This window comes from Ruegeria sp. AH7 (assembly GCF_056541325.1).
Window position 1 is genome coordinate 34,671 of sequence record NZ_JBQFYF010000009.1, and the last position, 26,920, is coordinate 61,590.

At 58.1% G+C, this 26,920-nt stretch carries 31 protein-coding genes; 12 read left to right on the forward strand and 19 right to left on the reverse strand.

The window, feature by feature from the left end:
* Nucleotides 1-186 precede the first annotated feature (186 nt).
* The 6 genes from infB to pip all read right to left on the reverse strand — a co-directional run bounded on the left by infB (nt 187) and on the right by pip (nt 7,475).
* Nucleotides 187-2,664 carry a translation initiation factor IF-2 gene (gene infB / locus ACR0JX_RS18135; RefSeq protein WP_480545174.1) on the reverse strand — a complete coding sequence of 826 codons (2,478 nt, stop codon included), beginning with the start codon at nt 2,662-2,664 and terminating at the stop codon, nt 187-189.
* Between the two features lie 8 nt (nt 2,665-2,672).
* On the reverse strand, nt 2,673-3,296 hold the full coding sequence (locus tag ACR0JX_RS18140; RefSeq protein WP_480545175.1) for an RNA-binding protein: 624 nt from the start codon (nt 3,294-3,296) through the stop codon (nt 2,673-2,675).
* 23 nt (nt 3,297-3,319) lie between these two features.
* Entirely contained in the window at nt 3,320-4,933 is a 1,614-nt protein-coding gene (nusA, locus tag ACR0JX_RS18145) for a transcription termination factor NusA (protein ID WP_170537121.1), read from the reverse strand.
* On the reverse strand, nt 4,933-5,523 hold the full coding sequence (rimP, locus tag ACR0JX_RS18150) for a ribosome maturation factor RimP (protein WP_480545176.1): 591 nt from the start codon (nt 5,521-5,523) through the stop codon (nt 4,933-4,935). Before rimP ends, nusA begins: the two co-directional genes overlap by 1 nt.
* Before the next feature lie 159 nt (nt 5,524-5,682).
* A complete protein-coding gene (locus tag ACR0JX_RS18155) occupies nt 5,683-6,501 on the reverse strand; it encodes an ABC transporter substrate-binding protein (RefSeq protein WP_480545177.1) in 819 nt (272 codons plus the stop codon).
* Nucleotides 6,498-7,475 carry a prolyl aminopeptidase gene (gene pip / locus ACR0JX_RS18160; protein ID WP_480545178.1) on the reverse strand — a complete coding sequence of 326 codons (978 nt, stop codon included), beginning with the start codon at nt 7,473-7,475 and terminating at the stop codon, nt 6,498-6,500. The genes ACR0JX_RS18155 and pip overlap by 4 nt, the downstream gene beginning before the upstream one ends.
* Before the next feature lie 49 nt (nt 7,476-7,524).
* Here pip and ubiG point away from each other — a divergent pair, with 49 nt between their 5' ends.
* Both ubiG and ACR0JX_RS18170 read left to right on the forward strand, forming a co-directional pair.
* Nucleotides 7,525-8,271 carry a bifunctional 2-polyprenyl-6-hydroxyphenol methylase/3-demethylubiquinol 3-O-methyltransferase UbiG gene (gene ubiG / locus ACR0JX_RS18165; RefSeq protein WP_480545179.1) on the forward strand — a complete coding sequence of 249 codons (747 nt, stop codon included), beginning with the start codon at nt 7,525-7,527 and terminating at the stop codon, nt 8,269-8,271.
* Between the two features lie 156 nt (nt 8,272-8,427).
* Nucleotides 8,428-9,021 carry a hypothetical protein gene (locus ACR0JX_RS18170; protein WP_480545180.1) on the forward strand — a complete coding sequence of 198 codons (594 nt, stop codon included), beginning with the start codon at nt 8,428-8,430 and terminating at the stop codon, nt 9,019-9,021.
* 88 nt (nt 9,022-9,109) lie between these two features.
* Here ACR0JX_RS18170 and ACR0JX_RS18175 read toward each other — a convergent pair whose 3' ends face one another.
* Genes ACR0JX_RS18175 through ACR0JX_RS18190 form a run of 4 tightly spaced genes read right to left on the reverse strand, consistent with a single transcriptional unit; the run spans nt 9,110 to nt 11,394 of the window.
* Nucleotides 9,110-9,550: a MarR family winged helix-turn-helix transcriptional regulator gene (locus ACR0JX_RS18175; RefSeq protein ID WP_170537132.1), complete on the reverse strand. Its 441-nt coding sequence runs from the start codon at nt 9,548-9,550 to the stop codon at nt 9,110-9,112.
* 13 nt (nt 9,551-9,563) lie between these two features.
* Nucleotides 9,564-10,394: a carbon-nitrogen hydrolase family protein gene (locus tag ACR0JX_RS18180; RefSeq protein ID WP_480545181.1), complete on the reverse strand. Its 831-nt coding sequence runs from the start codon at nt 10,392-10,394 to the stop codon at nt 9,564-9,566.
* Nucleotides 10,394-10,651, reverse strand: a complete 258-nt coding sequence (gene grxC, locus ACR0JX_RS18185) for a glutaredoxin 3 (protein ID WP_480545182.1) — start codon at nt 10,649-10,651, stop codon at nt 10,394-10,396. Before grxC ends, ACR0JX_RS18180 begins: the two co-directional genes overlap by 1 nt.
* 23 nt (nt 10,652-10,674) lie before the next feature.
* On the reverse strand, nt 10,675-11,394 hold the full coding sequence (locus ACR0JX_RS18190; RefSeq protein ID WP_480545183.1) for a double zinc ribbon domain-containing protein: 720 nt from the start codon (nt 11,392-11,394) through the stop codon (nt 10,675-10,677).
* Nucleotides 11,395-11,434: 40 nt separating this feature from the next.
* On the opposite strand from ACR0JX_RS18190, the gene ACR0JX_RS18195 reads away from it, so the two are divergent.
* Nucleotides 11,435-12,265, forward strand: coding sequence for a class I SAM-dependent methyltransferase (locus ACR0JX_RS18195; protein WP_480545184.1), 831 nt, complete (start codon nt 11,435-11,437; stop codon nt 12,263-12,265).
* 56 nt (nt 12,266-12,321) lie between these two features.
* Nucleotides 12,322-13,371 (forward strand): ferrochelatase, encoded by a 1,050-nt coding sequence (hemH, locus tag ACR0JX_RS18200; protein ID WP_480545185.1) that lies wholly within the window; start codon nt 12,322-12,324, stop codon nt 13,369-13,371.
* 75 nt (nt 13,372-13,446) lie between these two features.
* On the opposite strand, the gene ACR0JX_RS18205 is transcribed toward hemH, so the two are convergent.
* Both ACR0JX_RS18205 and ACR0JX_RS18210 read right to left on the reverse strand, forming a co-directional pair.
* The gene (locus tag ACR0JX_RS18205) at nt 13,447-13,629 is read right to left on the reverse strand and encodes a hypothetical protein (protein WP_170455786.1); all 183 of its coding nucleotides are present in this window, start codon (nt 13,627-13,629) and stop codon (nt 13,447-13,449) included.
* A gap of 140 nt (nt 13,630-13,769) precedes the next feature.
* Nucleotides 13,770-14,369 carry a L,D-transpeptidase gene (locus ACR0JX_RS18210; RefSeq protein WP_480545186.1) on the reverse strand — a complete coding sequence of 200 codons (600 nt, stop codon included), beginning with the start codon at nt 14,367-14,369 and terminating at the stop codon, nt 13,770-13,772.
* 168 nt (nt 14,370-14,537) lie between these two features.
* Here ACR0JX_RS18210 and dalA point away from each other — a divergent pair, with 168 nt between their 5' ends.
* Nucleotides 14,538-15,053, forward strand: a complete 516-nt coding sequence (gene dalA, locus ACR0JX_RS18215) for a divisome-associated lipoprotein DalA (protein WP_353012623.1) — start codon at nt 14,538-14,540, stop codon at nt 15,051-15,053.
* A 64-nt stretch (nt 15,054-15,117) separates the two neighbouring features.
* Here dalA and ACR0JX_RS18220 read toward each other — a convergent pair whose 3' ends face one another.
* From ACR0JX_RS18220 to ACR0JX_RS18250, 7 genes are all read right to left on the reverse strand, one after another.
* Nucleotides 15,118-15,582, reverse strand: a complete 465-nt coding sequence (locus ACR0JX_RS18220) for a PTS sugar transporter subunit IIA (protein WP_480545187.1) — start codon at nt 15,580-15,582, stop codon at nt 15,118-15,120.
* A gap of 58 nt (nt 15,583-15,640) precedes the next feature.
* The gene (gene hpf, locus ACR0JX_RS18225; protein WP_170537148.1) at nt 15,641-16,204 is read right to left on the reverse strand and encodes a ribosome hibernation-promoting factor, HPF/YfiA family; all 564 of its coding nucleotides are present in this window, start codon (nt 16,202-16,204) and stop codon (nt 15,641-15,643) included.
* A 252-nt stretch (nt 16,205-16,456) separates the two neighbouring features.
* Nucleotides 16,457-17,215 (reverse strand): LPS export ABC transporter ATP-binding protein, encoded by a 759-nt coding sequence (gene lptB / locus ACR0JX_RS18230; RefSeq protein ID WP_170537150.1) that lies wholly within the window; start codon nt 17,213-17,215, stop codon nt 16,457-16,459.
* Nucleotides 17,215-17,706, reverse strand: coding sequence for an LptA/OstA family protein (locus ACR0JX_RS18235; RefSeq protein WP_480545188.1), 492 nt, complete (start codon nt 17,704-17,706; stop codon nt 17,215-17,217). The genes lptB and ACR0JX_RS18235 overlap by 1 nt, the downstream gene beginning before the upstream one ends.
* 3 nt (nt 17,707-17,709) lie before the next feature.
* A complete protein-coding gene (locus ACR0JX_RS18240) occupies nt 17,710-18,309 on the reverse strand; it encodes an LPS export ABC transporter periplasmic protein LptC (RefSeq protein WP_480545189.1) in 600 nt (199 codons plus the stop codon).
* Nucleotides 18,310-18,321: 12 nt separating this feature from the next.
* Nucleotides 18,322-19,284, reverse strand: coding sequence for a KpsF/GutQ family sugar-phosphate isomerase (locus ACR0JX_RS18245; protein ID WP_480545190.1), 963 nt, complete (start codon nt 19,282-19,284; stop codon nt 18,322-18,324).
* Entirely contained in the window at nt 19,281-19,895 is a 615-nt protein-coding gene (locus tag ACR0JX_RS18250; protein WP_480545191.1) for a ribonuclease D, read from the reverse strand. Before ACR0JX_RS18250 ends, ACR0JX_RS18245 begins: the two co-directional genes overlap by 4 nt.
* A 210-nt stretch (nt 19,896-20,105) precedes the next feature.
* Between ACR0JX_RS18250 and ACR0JX_RS18255 the strand changes: the two genes are divergently transcribed.
* From ACR0JX_RS18255 to ACR0JX_RS18285, 7 genes are all read left to right on the forward strand, one after another.
* Complete coding sequence (locus ACR0JX_RS18255) at nt 20,106-21,326, forward strand: MFS transporter (RefSeq protein ID WP_480545192.1); 1,221 nt, start codon at nt 20,106-20,108, stop codon at nt 21,324-21,326.
* Nucleotides 21,327-21,377: 51 nt separating this feature from the next.
* The gene (locus ACR0JX_RS18260; protein ID WP_480545193.1) at nt 21,378-21,806 is read left to right on the forward strand and encodes an Lrp/AsnC family transcriptional regulator; all 429 of its coding nucleotides are present in this window, start codon (nt 21,378-21,380) and stop codon (nt 21,804-21,806) included.
* Nucleotides 21,807-21,879: 73 nt separating this feature from the next.
* On the forward strand, nt 21,880-22,578 hold the full coding sequence (locus tag ACR0JX_RS18265) for a transglycosylase SLT domain-containing protein (RefSeq protein ID WP_480545194.1): 699 nt from the start codon (nt 21,880-21,882) through the stop codon (nt 22,576-22,578).
* 69 nt (nt 22,579-22,647) lie between these two features.
* Nucleotides 22,648-24,675, forward strand: a complete 2,028-nt coding sequence (gene flhA, locus ACR0JX_RS18270) for a flagellar biosynthesis protein FlhA (RefSeq protein ID WP_480545257.1) — start codon at nt 22,648-22,650, stop codon at nt 24,673-24,675.
* Nucleotides 24,672-25,445: a flagellar biosynthetic protein FliR gene (locus ACR0JX_RS18275; protein WP_480545195.1), complete on the forward strand. Its 774-nt coding sequence runs from the start codon at nt 24,672-24,674 to the stop codon at nt 25,443-25,445. Before flhA ends, ACR0JX_RS18275 begins: the two co-directional genes overlap by 4 nt.
* Entirely contained in the window at nt 25,442-26,530 is a 1,089-nt protein-coding gene (flhB, locus tag ACR0JX_RS18280; RefSeq protein ID WP_480545196.1) for a flagellar type III secretion system protein FlhB, read from the forward strand. Before ACR0JX_RS18275 ends, flhB begins: the two co-directional genes overlap by 4 nt.
* Nucleotides 26,527-26,913, forward strand: a complete 387-nt coding sequence (locus ACR0JX_RS18285; RefSeq protein ID WP_480545197.1) for a hypothetical protein — start codon at nt 26,527-26,529, stop codon at nt 26,911-26,913. The genes flhB and ACR0JX_RS18285 overlap by 4 nt, the downstream gene beginning before the upstream one ends.
* Nucleotides 26,914-26,920 lie beyond the last annotated feature (7 nt).

The following is a 26,920-nucleotide window of genomic DNA, read 5'->3' on the forward strand; positions in this document are numbered from 1 at the left end:
GGCAAAAGGCGGGTTTGTCCCGCACATCCGCCATTGGATCAAATCGACTTGGCGGCAGGACCAAGGTTGTATGGTGAGTGATACCAACCGGAAACAGAATATCTAATACAGTGCACCGAAAGTTCGCTGCGCAAAAAAACAGCGGCCCGATTGGACCGCTGCTTTCAATCTCTATCCTGAACCAAATCAATCCAGTGTCCGCGTAACCTCTTCGCGCTCGAAGATTTCGATCACGTCGCCTGCGCGTATGTCGTCGTAGTTTTCGAACGCCATGCCGCATTCCTGACCCGACTGAACCTCGGCCACTTCGTCCTTGAAGCGTTTCAGCGTCTTCAGCGTGCCTTCGTGGATCACCACATTGTCGCGCAGCAGGCGGACGCCTGCGGACCGGCGGGCGACGCCTTCGGTGACCAGACAGCCGGCAACCTTGCCAACACCGGTGACCTTGAAGACTTCGCGGATTTCCGCATAGCCGATGAACTTCTCGCGGATTTCGGCGCTCAGCAGGCCGGATGCAGCCGCTTTCACGTCATCCACGAGGTCGTAGATCACCGAGTAATAGCGGATTTCCACGCCCTTCTGGTTCGCAGTGTTCCGCGCCGAGGCGTTTGCACGCACGTTAAAGCCCAGGATCGGCGCACCGGACGCTTCGGCCAGGCCGACATCCGTTTCGGTGATCGCACCAACGCCCGAATGCAGCACGCGCACGCGGACTTCGTCGTTGCCGATTTTCTCCATCGCCTGAACGATGGCTTCGGCAGAACCCTGCACGTCCGCTTTCATCAGAATTGGCAACTCTGTGACGTTTTCGTCTTCCTTGGCTTTCTGCATCAGCTGCTCAAGGGTGGTTGCAGCACCGGCAGCGGCGCGCTTGTCCTTTGCGGCCTGTTCACGGTAGGCAGCGATTTCGCGCGCCTGCGCTTCGGTCTCGGTAACGTTCAGAACGTCACCCGCTTCGGGCGTGCCGTTCAGACCCAGAACCTCGACCGGAACCGAGGGGCCAGCCTCTTTGACGCGTTCGCCCTTGTCGTTGATCAGCGCACGGACTTTACCGTATTGCTCACCCACGACGAAGATATCACCCTGACGCAGAGTGCCGTTCTGAACCAGAACGGTAGCGACGGGTCCACGGCCCACATCCAACTGCGCTTCGATCACGGCACCCTGGGCTGCGCGGTCGGGATTGGCTTTCAGCTCCAAAATCTCGGATTGCAGCGCGATGGCTTCCAGCAGTTCGTCCAGACCCTGACCGGTGATGGCCGAGACTTCGACATCCTGAACCTCACCCGACATCTTTTCGACGATCACTTCGTGCTGCAGCAGATCGGTGCGCACCTTGTCCGGATTCGCATCTGGCTTGTCGACCTTGTTGATCGCAACGATCATCGGGACACCCGCCGCTTTTGCGTGGTTGATCGCCTCGATCGTCTGCGGCATCACCGCGTCATCCGCAGCAACAACCAAAACCACGATATCCGTGACCTGAGCGCCGCGGGACCTCATCGAAGTAAAGGCCGCGTGGCCCGGCGTATCCAGGAATGACAGTGTGGTGCCACCTTCGGTTTTCACCTGATAGGCGCCGATATGCTGGGTGATGCCACCGGCTTCGCCCGCCACAACGCGCGCGTCGCGGATTGCATCCAGTAGAGAGGTTTTACCGTGGTCGACGTGACCCATGATGGTGATGACTGGCGGACGTGGCTGCAGATCGTCTTCGCTGTCTTCGGCCTCTTTGATGACGTCTTCGACATCCGAATCAGAGACGCGAGTCACCTTGTGGCCAAACTCTTCGATGATCAGTTCTGCAGTATCAGCGTCGATGGTCTGGTTCTGCGTGACCATCATGCCCATCTGCATCAGTGACTTAACCACATCGGCCACGCGCTCAGCCATGCGGTTGGCCAATTCCGAAACCATGATGGCCTCAGGTAGCTGAACGTCACGAATGACCTTTTCCCGCTCGACCGTACCGCCCATTGCTTTCTGACGCGCGCGCTCTTGCTTGCGCTTCATGGCTGCCATCGAACGCTGGCGGTTGCCTTCGCCACCGGTCGCTTGACCAAGAGTCAGCTTGCCCGAACGGCGGTTGTCATCACGCCCCTTGCCGCGGTTGCCGCGCTGCTCACGCTCGCGATCCTGCTTGCGTGGCGTCGCCGCTGGCGCAGGTTTGCTGGCCGAGCTACGTGCGGCTTTTGACGCTTCAGGAGCCGGAGCCGCAGCTGCGCGCTTGGCGGCTTCTTCAGCCTCTTTGCGCTGACGTTCTTCCTCTTCGGCCTTGGCGCGAGCGCGTTCTTCAGCTTCGCGCTGCTCGCGTTCCTTGGCCTCTTGCTCGGCACGGCGACGGGCACGTTCCTCTTCACGTGCTTTTTCCTGCGCTTCGCGCTGTGCCGCTTCTTCGGTTTCGCGGGCCTTGGCAGCCTGCAATGCCTTCATACGGCGCGCCATTTCCGCATCGGAAATTCCAGCAGGACGACGCGACGGATCACCCGAGGGCGTTGCTCCACCGCTCGGCTTGCTGGCACCCGGCTTGGGGACCACCACGCGTTTGCGCTTGGTTTCCACCACGACATTCTTGGTACGTCCGTGGCTGAAACTCTGTTTCACATTTCCGGGGCGCGCCCCGCCACGAAGACCCAATGTCTTTTTGCCGTCATTATCGCTCATAAAGCTTCTTACCCTTCCGCGCGGCCCCTGCCGCCGTCATCCGTTTCGCGCAAGCCACGCAGGCGCTGCGCTTCCTCTACAACACGTTTGGCAAGACCGCCAGAGGCCAAGGCCGCATGAATCACCGTTTGGCGCCCAAATGCCTGTCCTAATTCATCTGCCGTCAACCAACCGATGTACTTTCCAAAGTGTGGCGTACTGAGTTTCGACTTGCCACGCCCCGATCCATCTGCGGCCTGAATCAGCACCTGTGCTTCTTCCCGGTCCAGCCAGGTCTTGACCTTTTCGTAGCCCGCAACCGCATCACCAGACTTGCGCGCCAGGCTCAACAGCTCGATCACCCGACGAGCGACCTGCTTTTCCACTTCGTCGATCAGGTCTTTAGGCACATTTACCTGCGCCTTGAACCCACGTGCGAACAGCTTCTTGCCCACGGCCTTGTCCAAAGCGGCGCGATCTGCCGCCACATAGACCCCGCGCCCCGGCAATTTTGCCGCGACATCCGGATAGACCTGCCCATCCGGTCCGGCGACAAAGCGGATCAGCCCGTATTTGGGCTGTACCTCGCCCGTGGCGATGCACTTCCGCTCTGGCCCATCGGACCGGTCTTTATGGACGCCACCGCGACCCATGTGCGCCACCCGAGGCCCTGAGATCAGGCCTCGGCCTCCTCTTCTACAACGTCGCCGTCTTCTTCGGCTTGCTCCAGCTCAGCCGGGTCAACCCAGCCCAGCATAATGCGCGCCGTCATCACCAAATCCTGCGCCTCTTCCAGCGTGACGCCGAAGGGCTCCAGAACACCGTCATCCTTGATGCGTTCGCCATCGACCGTGGTCCAGCCACCGGCCAGTTCCCAGTCAGCGCAGGTTGCGAAGTCTTCCAGCGTCTTCACATCGTCCTTGGCCAGCGCCTCTACCATCTGGGGTGTCAGGCCTTCGAATTCAATAAGGCTGTCCTCAACGCCCAGCGCTCGGGCCGCATCCAGCGCCGCCTTGGCCTGAGCCTCCAGGAATTCCCGCGCACGGGTCTGCAATTCCTGCGCGGTGCCTTCGTCAACACCGTCGATGACCAGCAGTTCTTCGATCTCGACATATGCAACCTCTTCAAGGTTGGTAAACCCTTCCGACACCAGCAGCTGTGCGAAGAATTCGTCCAGATCCAGTGTTTCCATGAACAGCTGGGTGCGAGCTTCGAATTCCTTCTGACGACGCGCCGATTCTTCGGCCTCGGTCATGATGTCGATGTCCAGATTGGTCAGCTGGCTGGCCAGACGCACGTTCTGACCACGACGACCAATGGCAAGGCTCAACTGCTCTTCCGGAACAACGACTTCGATCTTGCCGGCTTCTTCGTCCAGAACCACCTTGGAGACCTCAGCAGGCTGCAGCGCGTTCACCAGGAAGGTCGGCTGGTCTTCGTTCCACGGGATAATGTCGATCTTTTCGCCCTGCAGTTCGTTTACAACGGCCTGCACGCGGCTGCCGCGCATACCAACGCAGGCGCCCACAGGGTCAATCGAGCCATCATAGGAAATCACAGCGATCTTGGCGCGAGAGCCCGGGTCACGGGCCACGGCCTTGACCTCGATGATGCCATCATAGATTTCCGGCACTTCCATCTTGAACAGCTCGGCCATAAATTCCGGCGCGGTGCGCGACAGGAAGATTTGGTGGCCACGAACCTCGCGGCGGACCTCTTTGATGTAAGCACGCACGCGGTCATTCGGGCGATAGCTTTCACGACCGATCTTGTCATTGCGGCGTAGAACAGCCTCGGCACCGCCCAGATCGACGATGACATTGCCAAACTCTTCACGCTTGACCGCACCGTTGATGATTGTGCCCGCGCGATCCTTGAATTCTTCATACTGACGATCCCGCTCGGCTTCGCGGACCTTTTGCAGAATCACCTGCTTGGCGGATTGCGCTGCGATCCGGCCCATTTCCACCGGCGGCACTTCTTCGACAAAGACGTCACCGACCTCAGGGTTTTCCATGTATTGCTTGGCCTGTTCGACGGTGAACTCGGCCTGATAGTTCTCAAGCTCTTCGTCCTCGACCACGGTGCGGACGCGGGTAAAGGTCGCCTTGCCGGTCTTGCGGTCGATGGACACGCGGATGTCCATTTCCGCGCCGTAGCGGCTTTTGGCGGCACGGGCGAGCGATTCCTCCATCGCTTCTACAACCAGACCGGGGTCGATCATCTTTTCGCGGGCCACGGCCTCGGCGGTCTGCAGCAGCTCCAGCTGGTTGGCTGAGGTGATTGCCATCAGTTCGTCTCCTCTTCGGACCCTTCGGTCTCAATCTCGTCGAAAGCGTTTTCGTTCAGGGCACCGGCGTCTTTGCGCTGGCGCAGCATTTCCTTAATCAGGTCATCGGTCAGGACCAGCTTGGCATCGCTCAGCCAGTCGAATTGCAGACCGATGGTGATGGTCTCAGATCCTTCGGGGATGTTGATCAGAACCTCATCCCCTTCGATCCCGGCCAATTCGCCCTTGAACCGGCGGCGACCGTCAATCAGTTCGGTGGTCTCGATCTTGGCCTCGTACCCCTCGAACGTCTCGAAATCCTTGAGACGGGTCAGAGGGCGGTCGATGCCCGGGCTGGACACTTCCAGCGTATAGGCGTCCAAAATCGGGTCCTCGACATCCAGTGTGGCGCTGACCGCATTGGAAATCTCGGCGCAATCATCTACCTCGATACCGCCATTGGGCTTGTCCGCCATGATCTGCATCGTAGTGGTCTTGCCGCTCATCAGGCGGATGCGTACCAGCTCATACCCCAGATCCTCGATCACCGGGGTGATGATCTCGGCCAGTCGCCTATCGATGGCTGCTTTGGCTATCAGGTCGTTTGTCATCAGGTTCTCTACCCTTCGAACGGGCACAAAAAAACGGGCGCGCGGCCCGTCGAATTTTCCGGTGGAGCCTTGAACCAGAAGTCCAACGCGCCGCTGTTGCAACTGCATATACGCAGGAGTTTCCGAGTCTGCAACCCCCGGCGAAAATCGTGATCGAATTTACACCAGCCACCACCGTTCGGCGATGCGCCCATCATCCAGCGAAGCTTTGCCGATCTGCCTGGGCATCCCGACATGCGACGCAATAGCCAACGACAAATCCTTGTCATTCGGGAAAAATCGCAGGCCGCGTTTGTCGCGCAGCTGATCGCCCGCTGGCAGGGCTGCTATATCAACATATCCATCGCGCAACGCCTCGGCCCGGACCTGTGCGTCAGGGATCACAATAACCTCGATCTTATCGGCCCACCCAGCGGTATTGCCCTTGTAGTGATCAGCCACTTTCCGCCCCAGAAAATTCCGATCATCCTCGGCTCTTTCAACCCGGTAGCAGCCAGTGCCATTGGCCAGTTTCAATGGCGTCACACCCGAACCGTTCCGCGCGATAACAAACCTTGTGTCTGCCAACTGGAACGGCAACCCCGTATTGGGCGTAGCAAGCTCAACGCGCATTGCAGATGCAGACAAAGCCTCTGCCCGCCCAAACTCGGCCAACACCGGTACAACATCCGATATATCCAGGTCAGACCCATCGTGGAATTGAACCTCCTCGCGCAGGCTGAACGTCCAGACACAGGCATCCGCATCGGTTTTCCAAGCGGTCGCCAGCTCGGGCCGTAGCGACCCGTCGGGCGCGATCTCGGTCAGGGTATCGAATACAGCACCACGGGCGACCTGTTCCAGGCTGTCATCGCGCGGCACGGCCAAACGCAGGGTCCCGCCCGCTTTGGGTGTATCCGCCAAAGACGCACCCGTAGCCGCGAGCAATGCAGCCGCAGCACCCGAAGCGAACAAAGCACGACGGTCCATCCGGGTCATGCCCAGCCCTCCGCCACACGGTCCATGATGCGCACAAGCTCGGCGCTGATACCGGGCTCGGACAAGGCATGTCCGGCCTGTCGTACCATCTTCAACTCAGCATTCGGCCAGCGTTCCGACAGGTCCCACGCCGCTTGCGGCGGACAGATCATATCGTATCGCCCCTGAACGATATGGCCGGGGATGTGCGCGATCCGGTCCATCTGATCCAGAATCTGCCCGTCCTTTTCCAAAAAAGCGTTGTTGGTGAAATAGTGATTTTCGAGCCGCGCGAAGGCACGTGCATATTCGCCGGGGCTTTCGCCTACCACACCGTTGGAATGGATCGAAGCCAAAGCGTTCTCCCAAGCCGACCATGCCTTTGCATACAGGATTTCGGTTGCCCGATCGCCCGAGAACAGGCGCTTGTTATAGGCTTTGATCGTATCCGAAAGCTCATCTTCGGCCAGCAGAGAGGTGAACTTGGCCCAAGGTTCGGGCCAGAACTTGCCTGCACCGCCGCCATAGAACCAATCCAGCTCGGATTGGGTCGCCAGAAACACACCACGCAACACCAAACGGCTCACCCGATCCGGATGGGCCTGCGCATAGATCAGCGCCAAGGTCGCGCCCCAGCTGCCACCAAACACCGTCCATTCCTCGATATCCAGCAGCGACCGCAGGCGTTCAATATCTTCAACCAGATGCCAGGTCGTATTGTTCTCGACCGAGGCATGGGGCCGCGATTTCCCGCATCCGCGCTGATCAAACAGAATCACCCGGAACACGCGGGGATCAAAATAGCGCCGCATCGCAGGGCTGCAGCCACCACCCGGGCCGCCATGCAGAACCACCACGGGTAAGCCGTCGGGATTACCGCATTGTTCCATATAAATCTGGTGCCCATCGCCCACGCTGACCAACCGCTGATCGAACGGGTCGATCGGCGGGTACAAATATTGCACTGCGCGCTTTTGGTCCGGGTACTTGTCCATTATGGCCCTATATAGTCCTCAAGACGTAAAAGAGCATACGGAGACAGGAATGCAAGCGCATCCGAACACGGTAGACCCATCCGAGATCGCAAAATTCGAGGCGATGGCGGCGGAATGGTGGGATCCGAACGGAAAATTCAAGCCATTGCATATGCTGAACCCCTGTCGTCTGGACTATATCACACAGCAGATCGCCGGGGAATTTGACCGTGATCTGAAGGCTGCGAAACCGTTCGAAGGCCTGCGCCTGCTGGATATCGGCTGCGGCGGAGGTTTGCTAAGCGAACCGATGGCTCGCCTTGGTGCGACGGTCGTGGGCGCAGATGCCGCCGAGCGCAACCTGCCCGTCGCCCGCATACACGCCGAGCAATCGGGGCTGGAGATCGACTATCGCCACACCACCGCCGAGGACATGGCCGCCGCAGGCGAACAGTTCGACGTTGTGCTGAACATGGAAGTCGTCGAACACGTGGCCGACCCACAATCCTACCTAACCGCCACGCAGCAACTGCTGAAACCCGGCGGGCTTCAGGTGTGCTCCACCATTAACCGCAACCCAAAATCCTATGCGATGGCCATCTTCGGGGCCGAGGTCGTCATGCGCTGGCTGCCACGCGGCACGCACGAATGGAACAAGTTCATCACTCCTGACGAGCTGTTCGACCTGCTGCGCCAGGCCGGACTGGAACCGGTGGACCGCAAGGGGTTCGTGTTCAATCCAATCCTCTGGAGCTGGTCGATCTCGGACCGGGATCTAAGCGTGAATTATGTGACGGCGAGTGTGAAGCCGAGGTAGGATGGGTTTTCAACCCATCTTACCTGTGGTTTCCCGGATTTGATGATGGTTTAGAAACCCATCCTGCGCTTGCTTATCAATGCAATGCGGTGACTACCAAAGGCGAAAGACCGGCTTTCAGGGAATAAGGTTTGAGTATTTGAGGAAAGGTTTTTTATGTTTCGATTTGCAAACTATGCACTGCTACGATCAATACTGTTTGGTGTAGCAGTTTCTGTTTTTTCCTTATTCAATTCTACGTCGGCTTGGGCACAAGTACCCGAAAAAACGAAAGGTTTGGTAGCACATAAGTATGAAGGGGTTCCCCTAGCTGGTCATATAGATGATCCGAGAGTCGCCAAGATGGCCGTGGAGATTCTAACTCGATACTTGGCTTCGAATTCGGAAAAAGATGACACAAAAACGGCAAGTCTTCTGTCCACCTTTATCCATCCTGAGATAGTTTCTAATGGTAGGTTTGTGAATCCAAGTGGAGTGGAGCTGCCGGAGGCAACGTTAGAACTATTGGCACCGCACAAATTCTTGGACGAGGAGTGCAACGTCCTGAGAATGTACTCTGAGACCAAGGAAGAAGAAGGTGAGTATCTCGTATTTCTGGTTTATGGTGGCGAAACCGAGGATTTGAAGGAAATAGAATCCTGTCTTCTGCTTGCGGCGGCAGTTGCAGCCGGAGTTTATTCGGACGATTTTCCAGATGCGCAGAATAGCGATAAGAGGCTGTTCTTAGATGCAGCGATCTTGGGAAACTGACAGAACTACAGGCTGGAGTTCAAAGGCATATTTAGCGGCGAAAATCGCAATGTTCTCCAAGCCAAATAACGTAAGGTGCCCCGGCCCCCTACTCCCCCTCCAACTGCAACCGCAAATCTCGTAGCACCGGCAGTGTGCTGCGGACACGCTCCAACCCCAGCTCTCCGACCACACGGTTGATCAACGGGGCGATCGACGCGATCGCCTGATCGCGCGCGCGGCGGCCGGCGGGGCTGATGGCCACCATCTTGCGCCGTGCATCGTCCCAGTCAGGGCGGATGTGGATGTATCCGGCCCATTCCAACTTGGCCAAAGTGTTGGTCATTGCCCCTCGGGTCACGTGGAAGGTATTGGCCAGCTGTGCCGGGCTACGCTCATCCCCGACAAACACCAGATGGTTCAACACCGAGAAATGCGAGATTTCCATGCCCTTGGGCAGCACACGGCTGAGCCGGTTGCGCAATAACTGATCTGCGGTCAGGATCTCGCTGAACAGCGTGACCGCAAGGGCATTTGTCTCGTCTGTCATGGTCCGGTCTGGATCAGGGTCCGTCGAAAGGGCGGCGGTGCGTCAGCGAAGGTACACGCCGGCGCGCCTCTGTCACAGAACTATCATCCAAATCGAAAAAGTGAATGCCCGGATTGGTGCCTGCGTCGATGACGACCTCTCCCCACGGGGCCACGACCATGCTGTGGCCATGGGTATGACGGGTCTTTCCCCGCGTGGTGGGATGTGCACCCGTTTGCGCCGGGGCAAGTACCCAACAGCCGGTTTCAATCGCCCGCGCCCGCAACAGCGATTCCCAATGTGCAGCCCCGGTGACAGGAGAAAACGCCGCTGGAACCGTCAGAATACGAGCTCCAGCCTGCGCAAGGGCGGCATGCAGATGGGGAAATCGAATGTCGTAGCAGATGGTCAGGCCGATCTTGCCGAAATCAGTCTCGGCAACCACCGCTTGTTCGCCCGGGCGGTAGTTTTTCGATTCGCGGAACGTCTCGGTTTCGGTGACCTGCACATCGAACATGTGGATCTTGTCATACCACGCAACGATCTGACCCTGCGGGTTGATCATGAAGCTGCGGTTCGCAAAACGGCCATCCGGGTCGTGGGTCTTGATCCCCAGCGACCCGATCAGCAGCCAAACGCCCAACTCGGCCGCCTGCGCCCGTAGACCGGCCAGCGTGATATCGTCTTCCTCATGCTGCAACACCTCGCGCTGCCGCGTGGTGCTGTTAGAAACGCAATTCGTGACCTCGGGGGTCAGGATGAACTGCGCGCCCTCAGCGGCGGCCTCGGCCATCATGTTGCGAACCATCTCCAGATTCGCGGCCGGGTCGTCCGATGAGGTGATTTGCAGCAGAGCGGTTTTCATCAGGCCGCCAAAAGACGATCCAGCTTGCCCTGACGGTCCAGCTCATACAGGTCATCGCAGCCGCCCACGTGGTCAGGGCCGATGAAAATCTGGGGCACAGTGCGCTTACCGCCCGCGCGCTGAATCATTTCGGGCTTGCGCTTGGGGTGCAGCAGCACGTCGATTTCTTTGAATTCAACGCCTTTTTGCTTCAGCAGACGCTTTGCAGCATGGCAAAAGCCACAAAGCGGCGATGTATAAATTTCAACCGGTTTCATGTTTCCGTCCCTTCGGGTTTCACTCAATCTTGGGCGAAATAGGCATCCTTGGCAACGCGTGCCAGCACCAACACGGAAATATGATTTGCCCCGGCGTCGCGGCACGCCTGCGTACACGCCGCCAGCGTCGCACCGGATGTCATCACATCATCGACCAGCAGGATGTCGCGCCCCGAGATCCGTTGCCGTCGCTTGGGATGCGGAGCGATCACATCTGCCAGAATCTCAGCCCGTTGCGCAGCGGTTTTGCCGTCCAGCACCGGAGTGCGCTTGCGCCGCACCAACAGGTCGGGGCAGACTTTTGACCCGGTTTCAGCGGCCAAATGCTGGGCCAGAAGCGCGGATTGATTGTAACGCCTCTTCATCAAGCGGGACCAGTGCAGCGGGACCGGAGCGATAAGCATGCCGGGCCGGATCAACTCGCGCCCGGCCAGCGCCATCCAGAGCGCGGCGGGTCGCGCGAGTTCAGGCCTGTCCCCGTGCTTGAGCGCCAGGATCAGGGACTTAGCCCGCCCCTCATACATCAAGGCGGCCCGACCATCTTGCCAGGGGCGCGGTGTTTTCAGGCAATCATCGCATTCGATCCGATGATCATCGTCCTCACCCGGTACAGGCACACCGCAACTGTCGCAAACCGTCCCACCAATAAATGGTGTGTCGCGCCAGCACTCTCCGCAAAGACCAAAATCCGAGTCGGTCAGGGCGCCGCAGCTCAGGCATCTGGGCGGGTAGATCAGTTGCAACGCGGTTTGCACGCGCCGCCAAATGCGATACCTGCGGGGTATGAAACTGCCTGCGTCCAATGCGCCCTCGATTTTTGACCGTCCAACCCTGTTGCGCCGCCGCGCACGGGTTCAGGATAGTGCCCTGTTCCTGCATCGCGCCGCCGTGGACGAAGTACAGGATCGGCTGAGCATGGTTAACAGAACATTTACGGCGCCTGCGATTGTGACGCCGTTTGCGCATATCTGGCAGGATGTATTGCCGGGTGCCCAGATCGTCACAGATGACGACACGCTTGCCCTGAGCCAAGGCGCGCATGATCTTGTCGTGCATGCGATGGCTTTGCATTGGGCCAATGATCCGGTTGGGCAACTGATCCAATGCCACCGCGCCTTGCGCCCCGATGGCTTGTTGCTGAGTGTGTGTCTGGGCGGCGAAACCCTGCATCAACTACGCGCGGCGCTTGGACAGGCCGAGATTGAAGTGACAGGTGGGCTTAGCCCCCGGATCGCCCCCATGGCAGAGCTTAGGGACCTGGGCGCACTGCTTCAGCGTGCTGGATTAGCTTTGCCTGTTGCGGATGCGGTGCCTCTGACGGCCGAGTATCACGATCTGACCCATCTGATGCATGATCTGCGCGCGATGGGGGAAACGAACGTGCTGGCGGACCGGCTTAAATCACCTACGCGCAGGCAGGTATTCGCACGTGCGCAAGAGATTTATGCCAGGCATTTCAGCACCGGCACAGGCCGCTTGCCTGCGACCTTCGAAATGATTTGCCTGACCGGTTGGTCACCTGACGACAGCCAGCCCAAACCGCTGCGCCCGGGATCTGCCCAAATGCGCCTTGCTGACGCGCTGAACACTAATGAGGGCAAACTGTCCGATTGACGATTGGGTTTTTCCCTTTATCTCAGGCCAGAATGCAAAAACTCAGGAAGACCCAAATGTTCGATGCAATTCGCCCTGCGCATGCTCCAGCCGATCACCCCAAAGTCAAAATGGGGCGCGTGGGTATCTTGCTCGCCAACCTGGGTACGCCGGATGACTACAGCTACTGGCCAATGCGACGCTATCTGAACGAGTTTCTGTCGGATCAACGTGTAATCGACTATCCCAAATGGAAGTGGCAACCGATCTTGCAGGGCATCATCCTGACCAAACGCCCTTTCAGTTCGGGCGAGGCGTATAAGTCGATCTGGAACCACGACAAGGGCGAAAGCCCGTTGATGACGATCACCAAGGATCAAACCGCCAAGCTGCGCGATGCGATGCAGACACGCTATGGGGATCAGGTGATGGTCGATTTCTGCATGCGCTATGGCAACCCGTCGACCAAATCCAAGGTACGCCAGATGGTGGCAGAGGGCTGCGATCGCATCCTGTTTTTTCCGCTTTATCCGCATTATGCCGGGGCAACGACAGCCACTGCCAATGATCAGTTCTTTCGCGCGCTGATGGAGGAGGCCTGGCAACCGGCCAGCCGAACCGTTCCCGCCTATTACGACGAGCCCGCCTATATCGAGGCGCTGGCGCAATCGGTCGAGCAAGCCTATGCCGCCATGGACGCCAAGCCGGATACACTTGTCTGTTCCTATCACGGGATGCCCGAGCGCTATCTGCAACAGGGCGATCCTTATCACTGCCAGTGCGTCAAGACATCCAGGCTGCTGAAAGAACGCCTTGGCTGGTCGGATGATCAGATTGTGTCCACTTTCCAGTCCCGGTTCGGGCCCGAGGAATGGTTGAAGCCCTATACAGTGGATCACGTGGCTGATCTGGCGCGTCAGGGCAAAAAGAACATCGCCGTGATCGCCCCGGCCTTTTCCGCCGATTGCATCGAAACGCTGGAAGAGATCAACGAAGAGATCAAGGAAAGCTTCGAAGAGGCGGGCGGTGAAAGCTTCACCTACATTCCCTGCCTCAATGATGACGATTCGCACATTTCAGCGCTGGGCAAGATTATCGAAGACAATCTGAGCGGTTGGCTGGACTAGTCAGCCCCACCTTTCAGGCATGAAAAAAGGCGGTGGAGCGATCCACCGCCTTTTCTCTGGATAAAGCTCGTAAGCTTAGCCAGCTGCAACAGCTGCGGCCACAACGACCAGCAGGATCAGCGGCAGCAGGATGCCCTGCGAAGAACCCTGAGTTTCTTCAACAACAACAGGTGCTTCAACAACCGGCTCTTCCAGGTTGCCCGCATATGCGGTCGAAGCAGCAGCAGTCAGAGCAGCGGCGAGAACGAGTTTTTTCATATTAACCTCCAGAATTTGCGCGATTCCAATTCTTTGGAACGCGCATCTAAGACTTACCTCGTGGTTTTTTTCTAATCAGCAAAGCGGTTGGAATGCAATTGCAACTTGAACGCTAAGCCACCAGCTGCGCGAAAATGTCGTCAAATTAGCAACACTTGCGTGCCGACCTTGGCCATCGAAAACAGTTCGGCAATGTCTTCGTTGAACAGACCGATGCAGCCGTTCGACGATTTCCGGCCAATTTTGCGCGTGTCATGCGTTCCGTGGATGCGATAGTACTTCCACCCCAGATATAAAGCATGTGTTCCCAATGGGTTATCTGGTCCGGGCGGGATATAGTCAGGCCATTCAGGATTCCGCTTCTTCATCGAAGGGGTCGGTGCCCAGCTTGGACCCTCGACCTTGCGAATGACGCTGGTACGGCCACGGCGGGTCATTTCTTCGGTCAAAGGCACCGATGACGGGTAGAGTTTGTACACAGTTTGGTCATCTGACCAATAATGCAGCGCTCGCGACACAGTATCGACCAGAATGGCCCCGTTTCTGGTGTTCGAGAAGTAAGGCTGCCAGTCCAGCGCCCGGAATCCCGAGACATTGCGGCGAACCGCGGCTTCGGGCTCGGGCGCGGGGCGCAACGGATCGCCAGGGATGTATTGCGCCAGCGCCGGGCTTGCTACCATGGCAGCCGCGCCAGACAGGAAACCCCGGCGGGTCTGAGAGGAAATGCGTTTCTTGACCATGAGTGCGGTCCTTTGCGAGGGCGAGTTCTGAAATTTTGGGCATTCTATTGCCAGAATGCTTCAGTCGCAAATCAAACCGGCAGAATCATGCGGCCCTGTGACATTGGGAGTTTGCCCCGCACTGTCTGGCGCGGTATGCCCGTTAACGACACAAACATCAGGTCGATCATGACGCGTATCGTTTCTTTACTCTTGCTTTGCTTTGTCGCGCTGGCGGCATGTACCACCCCACAGTCCACAACTCTGGGTGCCGATGGCCGCCCCTTGCCCACGGTATATAAAATTCGCGGCAACCCCGAAAAGCTGCAATTCCGGATGCTGGATTCGGTCAACGCGCTGCGCCAGGCTCAAGGGTTACAGGCCGTTCAGCTGAACGCACAGCTGAATGCGGCTGCGGCGACCCACTCTAAGGATATGGCTCGGCAGAATCGCCCTTGGCACTTTGGGTCGGATGGCTCATCACCCATCGACCGCGCCGCTCGGGTTGGATATTTCGGGACGTTCCTGGGCGAAGCGATCTCGGAAACCTACGAAACCGAAACCGAAACCCTTGCTGCCTGGATGCAGGAATCCGGCCCACGCGCGGTGATCATGGACCCCAAGGCGACCCAGATGGGTTTTGCCTGGCATCAGGAAAATGGCGGGAAAATCTGGTGGACGCTGGAAATGGGTACCGGCGGCTGATCCGCGAATACCATAAACAAGAAAAGCCCCCGAATTTCGGGGGCTTCATATTTTCATCAGGTCTTTAAGCAGCTTGCATCGACTGTGCTTCGGTCAAAATAGCATAAAGCTTGACCGGATCAGGGTTGGCGCGCAGCTTTGCACAGACCGAACTGTCACGCAGCGTACGCGACACAAGGGCCAACGCCTTCAGATGATCTGCGCCCGCCTCTTCGGGGGCGAACAAGGAAAAGGCGATGTCCACCGGTTGACGATCAACCGATCCAAAATCGATTGGTTTTTCCAGCATTACAAATACGCCGGATACGCCAGCTATATCGGGCAGGCGCGCATGCGGCAAAGCCACGCCATGGCCAACACCTGTTGGGCCAAGGCTTTCACGCTCCAGCAGGCAATCAACGATTGACTGGGCCTCAAGACCCAGCGTTGCCGAGGCGACCTCACCGATTTCCTGAAACAGCCGCTTCTTGCTGGAAGCTGCTGACAAAACACGTACTGCTTCGGGCTTCAGAATGCTCGAAAGCTCCATGATCATGCTCCGTAGCGGGCCCGGCAAATGCGGGGCCCCGCCTTTTCAATCTTGCCTGTTAAGGATCGATCCAGCCGATGTTACCGTCGTCCCGACGATACACGACATTCAATCCATCCTTGTTTTCATTTCTGAACACCAGCACCGGGGCGCCAGCAAGTTCCATTTGCATAACGGCCTCACCGACGCTGAGCGATGGGATCTTTGTTTCCATCTCAGCCACAATCATGGGCTGCAGCGATTCGGGTTCATCTGCCGTGTCCGATTCGTCAGAGGCGAGGATATAAGAGGACGCTCCAAAGAGTTCAACCGGCTCGGACCGATCTTTGTGATGGTCTTTCAGACGGCGCTTATAACGGCGCAATTGTGTTTCCATCTTGTCGCAGCACCCCTCGAACGCTGCGTAGATCTCGGTCGCATGGGCTTTGGCCTGCGCCGTCAGGCCCGTCGACAAGTGGACAGTGGTTTCGCAAACATATTCATGCGCTGAACGGGAAAAGACGACGTTGGCGTCAGTTGGACGCTGGGCATATTTGCCAACGACCTCGCCCAGCTCGGTCTGCACGTGGTTTTGCAGGGCCGCGCCGATGTCGATCTGTTTTCCGCTGATTTGGTAACGCATGTGATCTCCTTCACAATTCACACCCATTTTGACGTTGCGTCGCGCAACGTACTTGTTTTTATCGGGTGGGGGGTATCGACATTCTGATCGGTTGCTGTTGACCCGACCCTTCGGGGAAGGGACATCGAGATCCAGTCTGGAACCGAATAAATGCCATGGCCCAATTGAGCCAAGAGGCGGCGGAAGAGTCAATCAAAACAAGAGCGTATATACGCGATTTCCGCCATGCGCCCGGCGCATTTCCGCGCAAGCCTATGAAATTCGGAAGTTTTCGCCCAGATAGACGCGGCGCACGTTTTCGTTTTCCACCACTTCACCCGGCGTGCCGGACATCAGAACCTGACCGTCATGCAGGATATAGGCGCGATCAACGATTTCCAGTGTTTCACGGACGTTGTGATCGGTGATCAAAACCCCAATCCCTCGCTTTTTCAAATCCGCGACCAGATGGCGAATATCGCCCACACTGATCGGGTCCACACCTGCAAAGGGTTCGTCCAACAGCAGATACTTCGGATCAGCCGCCAGACAGCGCGCGATCTCAACCCGGCGCCGCTCGCCGCCGGACAAGGCCAGCGCTGGCGCACGGCGCAGATGTTCGATGGAAAAATCTGAAAGCAGTTCTTCCAGCCGCTCTTTGCGGCGGTGCGCATGGTTGACAGTGATATCGAGAACCGAGGCGATGTTGTCCTCGACACTCATGCCGCGGAAAATCGACATCTCTTGCGGCAGATATCCGATCCCCATCCGGGCACGACGATACATCGGCAATGTGGTCACATTCTGACCGTCAATCGTCACTGTGCCTGCTTCGGGAAAGACCAGCCCGGCCACAGAATAGAATGTCGTGGTTTTGCCTGACCCATTTGGGCCCAACAATGCGACAACTTCGGACCGGTCAAGCGTCATCGACACATCGCGAATTACGGTTTTCTTCCGGTAGGACTTGCGCAGCTTTTCAATCCGAAGCCCGGAATTGCCTTCGGCGACGGACAGTTGGGGACGCGCCATCAGTTGTTCCCCTGCTGCAGGATCGTTTTGACCCGGCCGGTCATGGTTGCAGTGCCTGTGGTCAGGTTTGCATTCATCTGATCGCCACTGATCACGCTGGGGCCCTGGGTCAGCAACACATTGCCCCGCATTACGATCACACCGCTGTCGATAGTGTATTCGGCCCAATCGCCTTCGGCAGCGTCAGGCGGGCTGACCAAAACCACGTTCTCGGTCGCTTCCAGCCGATCAATGGCGGATCGTTCCTGATTGTAGATCACCAGAACACGCTCGGCCGTCAGCCGCATTTCACCCTGCACGACAACCACATTGCCGACAAACTCGGCGGTACCGTCCTGTTGGTTCACATTCAGAGTTTCCGAGGTCACCTCGACGGGCAGGGTCGGGTCCGCGCGCGTGGCCCCAAAAGCCACCTGCGCCTGCTGCGCAACTGCAGAAACAGCACCTGTTACAAGCGCTAAACTCAAAAGGGCGAAACGAAAATCAAACACAGGTTATCTTTCTGCTTTCTGAGGCTCATACACCAGCTTCACGCCGTCTGTAAAAAGAATATGGACCGGGCCGTCCTTTTTTTCTGCCCCGAAGGTCATGCGGCCCGCCGAAAAATCACCGATGGGGCCGGTTCCGTTCACGTGGCCAGGCGTATCGCCCCGGATTTCATCCAATGCGGTGTTTAGCAAATCGGTGGTGACTTCGATCCCATCTGCCGTCATGATCACCACATCACCCACAAAGGTCGCTGTGCCTTTATCGGGGCGGATCATTCCTGAATTCGAATCCAGCGTGATTGCGCCGCCGCTTAACAACCCAAACCGGCCACGAAACTCTGAGGCTGTCGGCACTGACCCTTCGGTGCCTTGCGTTGCCTTTGTAGCGCCGATCTGCACGTCTTCGCCCTTGCGGGTAGTACCGCGATAATCTGGTTGCGTGACCACTTGTTCGGCCAGACGCGCATCGATGTCCTGCTGCGTAAACGGACCCGAGACATTGGTTTCGATGCTGCGCGACAGAAGGAATACGGTGGACAGCATCAAAATCGCCGCAAGCGGCAACAGAACCTTCAGGAACTGTACCATGCGGGAATAGCGGTCCACCTCAGCCTCTCCTTAACCCAGACCGACGCGCAGACAGTCGTGAATATGCAGCAGCCCCTGCGCCTGCCCATCTGCGTCAGGATCAACCACGAAAAGTGAGGTGATTTTGCGGTCATTCATGATGGCCACCGCTTCTTCAGCCAAGGCATTGGGCGCGATCGTCATCGGGTCGCGGGTCATCACCTCTCGGGTGGATTTCTCCAGCAAACCATCCATGTTCCGACGCAAGTCACCATCCGTGACGATGCCCAACAGGCGGCCAGCCTCGTCAGTGACCCCCACAACACCAAAGCTTTTTTGGCTCATGACAAGCAGGGCATCACTCATCGGAGTATCTGAGGTCACAACCGGCATATCCGTATGCATTAAGTCCCGCACCTTGCTCAGCTGCGCGCCCAGCTTGCCGCCGGGATGAAAGTCGCGAAAGTTCTCGGGCTTGAAATCCCGGTACTTCATCAACGCAATCGCCAGCGCATCGCCCATGGCCAGGGTCAATGTCGTCGAGATCGAAGGCACCATACCGAACCCGCAGGCCTCACCCATTGACGGGATCAGCAAATGCACATCCGCCTGTTTCATCAATGAGCTCTCAGGCTTGCTGGACAGACCAATCAGTGGAATGCCAAACCGACGGGTAAAGGCCAACAGGTTGGCCAATTCCGGCGCTTCGCCAGAGTTGGAGATCGCCAGAACCACATCGCCTTTCGACACCATGCCCAGATCGCCATGGCTCGCCTCAGCTGGATGCACGAAATAGGCAGGCGTGCCCGTGCTGGCCAGAGTTGCTGCGATCTTGTGACCGATATGTCCGGATTTACCGATCCCGCTGACAATCAGACGGCCCGTGGCCTTTAGGATCATCTGGATCGCTTCGGCAAAATGCGCGTCCAGACTGTCGGCCAGCACATCCAGCGCGCGGGCCTCGTCGGTGACAACCTGGCGGGCTGTCTTCAGGAATGCTTCGGTATCGGTCATGAGTGCGCAAAAATATCCGTTTCGGGCCAACCTGCGAGGTCAAGTTTCGCACGCATCGGAAGGAAATCAAAACAGGCCTGCGCCATCTCGGTCCGACCTTCGCGGGCCAGACGCCCGTCCAAAGCGTCGCGCAGTTGATGCAGATACAGAACGTCGGACGCGGCATAATCCAACTGCGCCTCGGTCAGGGTTTCCGCGCCCCAATCGCTCATCTGCTGTTGTTTCGAGATGTCTACGCCGATCAGCTCCTGACAGAGGTTCTTGAGCCCATGACGGTCGGTATAGGTGCGCACCAGACGGCTGGCGATTTTGGTGCAGTAGACCGGAGCCGCCAGCGCCCCAAACGCATGATACATCGCCGCGATATCGAACCGGCCAAAGTGGAACAGTTTCAACACATTGGGATTTTCCAGCATAGCGCACAGGTTCGGGGCCTCGGTCTGCCCCTTTTCAACTTGAATGATATGGCTGTTGCCGTCCCCTCCGGACATCTGAATCACACACAGGCGATCCCGATGTGGGTTCAACCCCATGGTTTCACAGTCGATGGCCACGACAGGCCCCAGGTCCAGCCCGTCTGGCAGGTCGTTGTTGTACAGATGGTTCGCCACGGATTTGTCCTTTGTGCGGTCTCGCACCCCGAGATAGGCGGTTTGGTCGTCAAACTCAACGCCGTCCGGCTTGTAAGGTCAAAGCGTCTTGTTATCCGCCTAAATTGTTGGATAGTGGCACATAATAGCCAATATCCCCGGTGGTCGTATCCTGTCCGAACACGATAGTGGCCATTGACGCTCGCATTCCTTACGGAGCATGTCTGACCTATGCTCAGCGTTCTGCACGACCGAACCTATCGCCATCTGCTGGCGGCGCAGGTCGTTGCCCTGACGGGAACGGGGTTGGCAACAATAGCGCTTGGCCTTCTGGCCTATGATCTGGCGGGCGAGGCCGCGGGGCTTGTGCTGGGCACGGCACTGACCATCAAGATGATCGCTTATGTGACCATCGCCCCGCTTGCGGCAGCCTTTGCCGAACAGCTTGACCGGCGCAAACTGCTAGTGGTTCTCGACCTTGTTCGCGCAGCTGTTGCCCTCTGCCTGCCCTTTGTCACGGATATCTGGCAGGTCTTTGTCCTGATCTTTGTGCTGCAATCCGCCTCGGCAGGGTTCACCCCGGCTTTTCAGGCCACAATCCCCGATGTCCTGACGGATGAGCACGACTATACCCGCGCTCTGTCTCTGTCGCGCCTGGCTTATGACCTTGAAAGCCTGCTGAGCCCGATGTTGGCGGCGCTATTGCTGCTGTTTGTCAGCTTCAACACTCTGTTTTTAGGCACAAGCCTTGGCTTTATCGCCTCGGCCCTTCTGGTGGTCTCGGTCATCCTGCCATCGCCCAGGCCGTCGGGGCGCAAAGGTATTTATGATCGGACCACACGTGGCATCCGCCTCTATCTGGCGACACCCCGCCTGCGCGGTCTGCTGGCGCTCAGTTGGTGCGCTGCGGCGATCAGTTCGATGGTCATCGTGAATACGGTGGTCCTGGTGCGATCCGATCTGGGCCTGTCGGAAAGTGCCGTGGCCATTGCGCTAGCAGGATTCGGCGGAGGATCGATGATCGCAGCGTTTCTGTTACCGCCCTTGTTGGATCGGGTGCCGGATCGACGGGTCATGTTGACTGGCGCCACAATTGGCACGACCACGATGGTGCTTGCAGCTTTTGTATCAAGCTCCACAATCGTGACGCTGCCCATGCTGACCGGGCTTTGGGCGCTGGCCGGGTTAGGGTATTCCATGTCCATGACGCCCTCAGGCCGTTTGCTGACCCGATCGGCCAGTCCCGAGGATCGCCCCGCCACCTTCGCCGCCCAATTCACGCTATCGCACGCCTGTTGGCTGGTTCTGTACCCGCTAGCTGGTTGGCTGATGACTCGGTTTGGGGCAACAATCGCTCTGGCTGGCATGGCCAGCGCTGCCAGTCTTGGCCTGGTCATCGCCCTGTCGATCTGGCCACGCTCCGAACGTCCCCAGGCGACGCAGAAGCCTTGAGCCACCGTGCCAACCTGCTTTACACCAGTGTGACCCCATGCCGGAGATCTCATGGATCAGATTGACCGCCGCATCATCGCGGCCCTTCAACACAACGCCCGTGACACAACCACGACCATCGCAGCAAAGCTGGGCTTAGCCCGCACCACAGTGCACGAGCGGATTAAACGCATGGAAGAACGCGGCGTGATTGCGGGCTATTCCGTTGTTCTGAACACTGCCGATGACGCGCCTCGGGTGCAGGTGATTGTACTGCTTGAGGTGCAGCAAAAGGAAACCACCCGTATCATCAAACGGCTGGAAACCTATCCTGAGGTCAAGCGCTGCCTATCCATCAATGGCGAGTTTGACTTGCTGCTCTCTGCCGAGGCCCCCCGGATCGAAGATCTAGATATTCTGGTTGATGATCTGGCCAAAATCCCCGGCGTATTGCGCACCAATACCAGCGTGGTGTTCGGTCGGCGCATCGACCGGAAATGAGCGCTCGATAACCGGCTGTAAACCAATGCTTGGCTAGCTTGGCCGGGACAGATCAGAATCCCGGACCGGCAGAATGCCAACGCGCTTGTTTTTGTTTTCCCTTCTATTCTCGCAGGTGCTGACCGCACAGGCGGGTTTTGCCCTGCCCGATGCGCGCACCGGCGATATCTGCGATCAGGCGGCACGTAGGGCGTCAGTGACTGAAGATGTGCCGCTGGAGGTGCTGCGCGCGATCACGCGAGTTGAAACCGGTCGCAGCTTTGGCGGCCACTACACCCCTTGGCCCTGGACCATCAATGTCGAGGGGCAAGGGGTTTGGTTCGACACTGAGATCGAAGCCAAATCTTATGTGTTTAGCGTATTCAAAGCGGGCACGCGCAGCTTTGACGTCGGGTGTTTCCAGCTCAATTATCGTTGGCACGGCACGGCTTTCCGCTCCATCGACGCGATGTTCAACCCGGATGAAAACGCCCTTTATGCCGCACGGTTTCTGAAGGACCTGTATGCCGAGCTGGGCTCCTGGCCCGCCGCTGCAGGGGCCTATCATTCGCGCACACCCGAACTGGCACGCGCCTACAAAGGCCGGTTCCAAACTGTGTTGGCCCAGTTGGATACTGCGGCAGCGGCACGAGCTACGGGGATGTCGCGTGATCCATTCACGGGCACTGCCACCCCGCTGATCCCGCTTCAACCCGCACAATCCGGGCAGGGCATGCTGGGATCACTGGTTCCCAGCGGCACATCCGCCACAGCCTTCATCGCCTTCAACTAGGAGTTCAGCTTGCCCAAGATCGACGCCCGATCCCTGTTCTCGCCCACCGTTTTGCTGGCGCTGGCGCTGATGACCATCATCGTGATGATGATCCTGCCCATGCCCGCCTGGGTGCTGGATGTGGGGCTGGCTGCCTCTTTCGCGCTGGCCATTCTGATCTTTACGCTGACCCTGTTCATTGAACGCCCGCTGGATTTTTCGTCCTTCCCGACGATCCTGCTAGCCTCATTGATGCTGCGACTGTCGTTGAACGTGTCCTCGACTAAGCTGATCATCGGTCAGGGCCATACCGGGCCCAACGCCGCCGGGGGCGTGATAGAAGGCTTTGCCAATTTCGTGATGGGCGGTAGCATCTTTCTGGGCCTCGTGGTGTTCGGCGTCCTGCTGATCGTGAATTTCATGGTCATCACCAAGGGCGCCGCCCGCATGGCCGAGGTTGGGGCCCGCTTTGCGCTGGATGGGATGCCCGGCAAACAGCTGGCCATCGACAGCGATATGTCCGCTGGGGCCATCGATCACCAGCAAGCCAAAGAAAGGCGTGAGCGCGAGCAGCAGGAAACCACCTTTTTCGGCTCGCTTGATGGGGCCTCAAAATTCGTCAAAGGGGATGCGGTTGCCGGGCTTCTGATCACGCTTCTGAACCTTGTCATGGGCCTGGTGATGGGCGTTATCGTGCATGGAATGCCAGTGACGTCCGCGTTCGAGACCTATGCCATCCTGACCGTTGGCGACGGGCTGGTCTCGCAAATCCCAGCCGTGATCATCTCAATCGCCTCTGCCCTTTTGTTAGCGCGCGGGGGCACCCAAGGTGCCACCGACAACGCGATTTTCTCACAACTGGGCAAGCATCCCGCAGCACTCGCTACCGTGGCAGTGCTGATGGTTCTGTTTGCCCTGGTGCCGGGCCTGCCGTTTTTGCCGTTTATCCTGGGCGCGGGCGTGCTGGGCTATACTGCGTATCATGTGCATCGCAGCCAGAAGGCAGCGGCACTTGTGCCAGAACCTCAATCAAACGAGGCAGACGCACCGGTATCGCAAGCCATCGGGGATATTCTGGACCTCGACGATGTCCATCTGGAATTTGCGCCCGATCTTGTCAGCATGGTGCTGAACCAAGGCACTGGGTTGGATGCACGGATCGCCAATATGCGAACCTATGTTGCCTCGACCTTTGGCTTGATCCTACCCGAAATTCGCCTGACCGACCGCGCCGAGTTGCCTAAGGGTACTTATGTGATCAAGGTGCAGGGCGTAGAACAGGCCCGTGGCGTGTTGAACCCCGATCTGGTTATGGCGCTGGTACAGGACGGGTTTGACCTGCTGCCCGACGGCAATGACGTGACCGAACCTGTCTATGGCGCACCTGCGCGTTGGATTCTGCCCAAAGATCAGGAGGACGCCGTGCTAAGTGGCGCCACCATCGTCTCACCGCCCGAGATTCTGGCGACCCATCTGCTGGAGATCATCAAACAGAACTTCTCGCGCCTGTTGACGCTGAAATCGCTGCGGCGCCTTCTCTCGGAAATGACCCGGCTGAGCGATCCGGTTCGGGCCGAGGCCAATAAGAAACTGCTGGACGAACTGATTCCGGACAAAGTGCCGATCGACACGCTGCACGCGGTGCTGCGCCTGTTGCTGGACGAGCGTGTCTCGATCCGCAACATGGCCCTGATCCTGGAAAGCGTGGCCGAGGCACGGCTGACCACCACCCAACCCGAGGGGATTTGCGAGATTGTCCGCCAGCGGCTTGGCTTCCAGCTGGTCGCCGAAATGAAGCGCGAAGACGGATCGATCCCCCTGATCCAGCTTGCGCCGGAGTGGGAGGATACGTTCGCCAGCTATCAGATCGACGCACCCAATGCCGCGCTAGACGTGGCGCTACCCCCCAATCTGTTCAACAAACTGGCCGATGGCGTGGTCAGCAGCGTAGCAAAATCCGCAGATAGCGGGCTGTTTCCGGCTGTCGTAACCTCGACCCGGCGCCGCCGGTTACTGCGCACGATCGTGCAGGCGCGGGGCATCGCAAACCCGGTTCTGTCGTTTGAAGAGATCGGGCTGGAGGCACGCCCGTCCCTGGTCGGAACCATTCCTGCATGATCGCCTTACCACCAGAGCTGTTAGGGCAGATCGGCCAAAATCTATGGCATTTGTTTGCAGTCTTTCTGCGGGTTTCTGCCTTTGTATCTCTGCTGCCCGCTTTCGGAGAACGCAGCATTCCAGTGCGTGTGAAGCTGGGCATTTCGATTGCCTTCACACTGATCATCTTACCCGCCGTTCAGCCACCAGACCTTGCACCCGGCTTTCTGCCCATGGTGCGCCTTGTGGGGACGGAGGTTCTAGTCGGAATGGTCCTTGGTATCGGGCTACGCCTGTTTGTTCTGGCCCTGCAAACCGCCGGAGCCATCGCCGCGCAATGCACATCGCTGTCGCAATTGCTGGGTGGCGCGGCTGCCGACCCGCTTCCAGCGATGGGGTACTTTCTGATGCTGGCCGGGCTGACACTGGCGGTCATTCTGGGGCTGCATGTCCGCGCTGCCCAGTTCTTGATCCAAAGCTACGCCATGTTCCCGATGGGCAGCCTTCCCGCCCCTTCGGACCTGTCGCGATGGGGGGTCGCTCAGATTTCGTCCAGTTTTAAACTCGCCTTTGCATTGGCGGCCCCGTTCGTGATCGCCTCGCTGATCTACAATCTTGCTCTGGGTGTCATCAACCGCGCGATGCCGCAGCTTATGGTCGCCTTTGTCGGTGCCCCTGCGATCACATTCGCAGGCCTGTTTCTGCTCTTTGCTGGTGCGCCGCTGATCTTGTCAGTCTGGTCTGACGCCCTGAACGGTTTTCTGATCAACCCAGCCGGGGGTACACCATGAGCGCATCGGATGATGACAGCGATAAGTCATTCGAACCCACCCCGCAGAAGCTTCAGAAAGCGCGTGAAAAAGGTGAGGTGGCAAAATCCAGCGACCTATCAGTGGTTGCCGGCTATACCGGCCTGATCATCGCGCTGCTGGCCGCCGGTCAGTATACGGCTCAGCATCTGGGCACGTTGTTTATGGTCATGATTGATCAATCGGACAAATTGGCTCAGTTGCTGACAACCGGACCCGCCACGGCTCCAGTTGCCGGATTGTTGCGAGGTGCCCTGATACCAGTATCTCTGCTTTTTGCGATCCCTGCGGCAGCGGTCCTGCTAAGCCTGATCGCCCAGCGCGCACTGATCTTTGCGCCAACCAAACTGAAACCCAAGTTATCGCGCATTTCAATCGTGTCGAATGCAAAGAACAAGTTCGGGCGCGGCGGGTTGTTCGAGTTTGCCAAGAGCTTTTCGAAACTGCTGATCTACGGCACCTGCTTGGCCTTGTTCCTGAAGGCGAACCTGACCGAGATTGTTTCAGCAAGCGCGGCCCCCTCGAAATCGTCGATCCTGTTGATGATGAACCTTCTGTTTCGGTTTCTATTCATCGTGATCACCATCGCGCTGGCCATCGGCGTCATCGATTACATCTGGCAATATGCCGAGCATATGCGCAAAAACCGTATGTCCCGGAAAGAGATACAGGATGAAACCAAAGACGCGGAGGGCGATCCGCATGTAAAACAGCAGAGACGCCAGCGCGCGCAGGATATCGCAACCAACCAGATGATGTCTGACGTACCCTCGGCGGATGTCATAATCGTCAACCCGACCCATTTTGCCGTAGCCCTCAAATGGTCGCGCGCACCGGGTTCCGCACCCGTTTGCGTGGCCAAAGGCGTGGATGAGGTTGCAGCCGCAATCAGATCCGCCGCCAGTGAGGCAGGCGTTCCCATCCATTCAGACCCACCGACAGCCCGTGCCCTGCATGCGACGGTGGAGATCGGCCAGGAAGTTCCAGAGGAACACTACCGCCCCGTCGCGGCTGCGATCCGATTTGCCGAAGCAATGCGCAAACGGGCGAAAGGTCAGATCCGATGAACCTGAAAAAACTCTCGGCCCTGCAAATGGCAACCGATGCGATGTTCCAGAAGCAACATCAGGCGCTGCGCCCGGTGATCGAAGCAGAAGCACTGGTGCAAAAGCAGTTGGTGCGGTTGGATCATCAGGTGACACTGGCACGACAGGACAGTGCAGGAGCCGAAGGCTACCGTGTATCGGGAACAGATATCCTTTGGAACGCCTGGGAATCTGCGACACGACGCCAGTTAAACATGGAGCTGGCCCGTGTGCGTGCACAGAAACTGGCCGCTATGGAACAGCTTCGAACTGCCTTTGGGCGCCAGCAGGCCATCGCATCTGTATCCAAGACCATGCGGTATGCGAAGCAAAAGACAAAAGACAAGACGCGCTCGAACCTTTGAAGGCCTG